This window comes from Vibrio sp. M260118 (assembly GCF_036533755.1).
Taxonomy (GTDB): domain Bacteria; phylum Pseudomonadota; class Gammaproteobacteria; order Enterobacterales; family Vibrionaceae; genus Vibrio.
Genome location: NZ_JATABG010000461.1, coordinates 1 through 2,283, shown reverse-complemented (window position 1 = coordinate 2,283; position 2,283 = coordinate 1). Strand labels below are relative to the sequence as shown.

Genomic DNA, 2,283 nt, shown 5'->3' with positions numbered 1-2,283 from the left:
ATAAAACCAACCCCGAGCTGAGTATTGTCTAGCACCGCTCGGTAGCCTTTAATCAGTTGGCTTTTTTCAAGCTCTTGTACCCGTCTTAAGGTCGCAGAAGGTGAAAGCCCAACTTGCTCAGATAGCTCAACATTCGAGATTCTTCCGTTCCCTTTAAGCACCTGCAATATTTTTTCGTCAAACTTATCCATTCCTTACCTTTATTGCGCAATTAGTCCATTTCATTCGAATAAAAGCACACAATTGCGCTCTAATCTACCTAATATAGTTCTCGACCGGTCAAGACATGTGTTTCTACACAATTTTATTGCTTATCTTGTTTCGCTAAGAAAGGACAACGTTATGGAACTTGAACAACTCACCGCATTGGTGATATTTGCCTTTGTCTCGACCTTTACTCCTGGTCCAAACAACATCATGCTCATGACCTCTGGCGCGAACGTCGGCTATCTTCGCACGCTACCTCATATGTGTGGTGTCGCGTTCGGGTTTGCTTTTATGGTGTTACTTGTTGGCGTGGGGCTTACCACACTATTTCAAACCTATCCTGCCATTCACCTTGTTTTGAAGTACGTCAGTTTGGCTTATCTTGCCTACCTTGCAGGTAAAATTGCGCTCAGCGGCAGAGCGAGCGCAGCCGATGACTTTCGCCCTATGACCTTTCTTGGCGCTGCAAGCTTTCAGTGGGTTAACCCTAAAGGTTGGTCAATGGCGTTAAGTTCCGTCACCTTGTACAGCAATGGTGGTGGTTGGGTGGAGCTAATGATCATTTCCGTGACATTTCTGCTGATTAACTTCCCATCTGGCTCGTTTTGGATCATCGCAGGCAGAGAGCTACAGCGTTGGCTAACGAGTAACCTGCGTGTACGCAGTTTCAATATTCTAATGGCGCTATTGTTGGTTGGCTCCACGCTGCCGATGATCTAACGACAAATTATGTAAATTTTGTTAAAGAGCCTATCTAATAGCCAATAGTGCTGTTAATCTAATTGAGAACAATTATAATTCTCGAGAAATTAAATGAAAAAGCCATCACCAAAACTTGTAACCGTAACCACCGTTACTTCGGTTACACCCAATATGCAGCGTATTACCTTGCAAAGTGAATCGTTAAAGGATTTTCCTAGCAATTGCGAAGGTGGATATATAAAACTATTGTTTACGCCTTCTGGCGAGACGGATCCTAAGTTATTGGCAGAGAATGAACGCCCGGCAATGCGCACTTACACAGTTCGCAAGTTTGACGCATCAACAGCTAGTATTGAAGTCGACTTTGTGCGTCACATCACTCTCGACTTAGGGTGCGGCTTTGCTGCGCGCTGGGCAATGGACGCTAAAGTTGGCGACACCATTTCAATCGTTGGCCCTGGCATCATTGAAGATATGAACACTGAAGCCGATTGGTTCGCAATGAGTGCAGACATGACGGCGCTGCCTGCGTTATCAGCTAAGATCCGTCGTTTGCCTGCCAATGCTCAAGGTTTCGCTGTAATTAAGGTGGTTTCCGAGCAAGATATTCAACCGATTCAGGCGCCCGAAAACATGACCGTGAAGTGGATATTTGAAGACGAAGATCTCGAAGAAGCCGTTCGAGCACAGCCTTGGTTAGAAGGCACGCCTTCGGTTTGGTGTGCATGTGAGTTCGATTCAATGCGTGCTCTACGCCAGTACTTCCGCAACGAGAAAGAAGTAGATCGTGAGAACATCTACATCAGCAGTTACTGGAAACAAGGTGTGTCGGAAGATGGCCACAAACTCATTAAGCGTGAAGATGCTGAAACGCAAGGCTAGAAATCTAGTCTCAAACAGGTAAAATCACGCCAGAATCAGCCCGAGCAGTGAATACCTGAATGCATCATCACAACGACCTTTTCACCCGTTTTGAAAGCGACATCGAATCGCTTTCATTACCTGAGAAGTTTACTTTCCCATTTTACTACCAGCCACACCCTCTGTGTGAGTTAGCGGCCAAGCAACTGCAACTACATCTTGCTACTCAGCAAGGTTGGCAGCACGACTTTGGATTAGACGGTAATCCAGACGGCACCGGTAAAATGTTTGGTGTGTTAGTTGTTCAGTCTCCAAGCAATGAGATTGGTTACTTCTCGGCATTTTCAGGCAAAATTGCTGAGCAAAATTTACTTCCAGGCTTTGTTCCACCAGTGTTTGACATGTTGGCGGAAGAGAGTTTTTTCCACTCTGATCTTGCGCAAATCACTGTTATCAATCAATCGGTAAATGAGCTAAAAGCCAACCCAAATCTATTGCAGCTTAAAGAGACGT

Annotated in this window: 3 protein-coding genes and 1 pseudogene; 3 read left to right on the top strand and 1 reads right to left on the bottom strand. The window is 45.3% G+C overall.

What is annotated here, in order from left to right; translation table 11 throughout:
• Window positions 1-191, bottom strand: a 191-nt coding sequence (locus QTO00_RS18355; RefSeq protein ID WP_331426059.1) for an Lrp/AsnC family transcriptional regulator, incomplete at its 3' end; no start/stop codon positions are given.
• Between the two features lie 151 nt (window positions 192-342).
• On the opposite strand from QTO00_RS18355, the gene QTO00_RS18350 reads away from it, so the two are divergent.
• The 3 genes and pseudogenes from QTO00_RS18350 to QTO00_RS18340 form a co-directional block, all read left to right on the top strand.
• On the top strand, window positions 343-927 hold the full coding sequence (locus QTO00_RS18350; protein ID WP_331426058.1) for a LysE family translocator: 585 nt from the start codon (window positions 343-345) through the stop codon (window positions 925-927).
• Window positions 928-1,020: 93 nt separating this feature from the next.
• Window positions 1,021-1,791 (top strand): siderophore-interacting protein, encoded by a 771-nt coding sequence (locus QTO00_RS18345; RefSeq protein WP_331426057.1) that lies wholly within the window; start codon window positions 1,021-1,023, stop codon window positions 1,789-1,791.
• A 59-nt stretch (window positions 1,792-1,850) separates the two neighbouring features.
• Window positions 1,851-2,283, top strand: a pseudogene (locus QTO00_RS18340) (RNA pseudouridine synthase); the annotation flags it as partial.

Bases quoted from the DNA above. Each gene is read 5' to 3' on its own strand.
- QTO00_RS18345 (WP_331426057.1), top strand. From the start codon at position 1,021: ATGAAAAAGCCATCACCAAAACTTGTAACCGTAACCACCGTTACTTCG.
- QTO00_RS18350 (WP_331426058.1), top strand. From the start codon at position 343: ATGGAACTTGAACAACTCACCGCATTGGTGATATTTGCCTTTGTCTCG.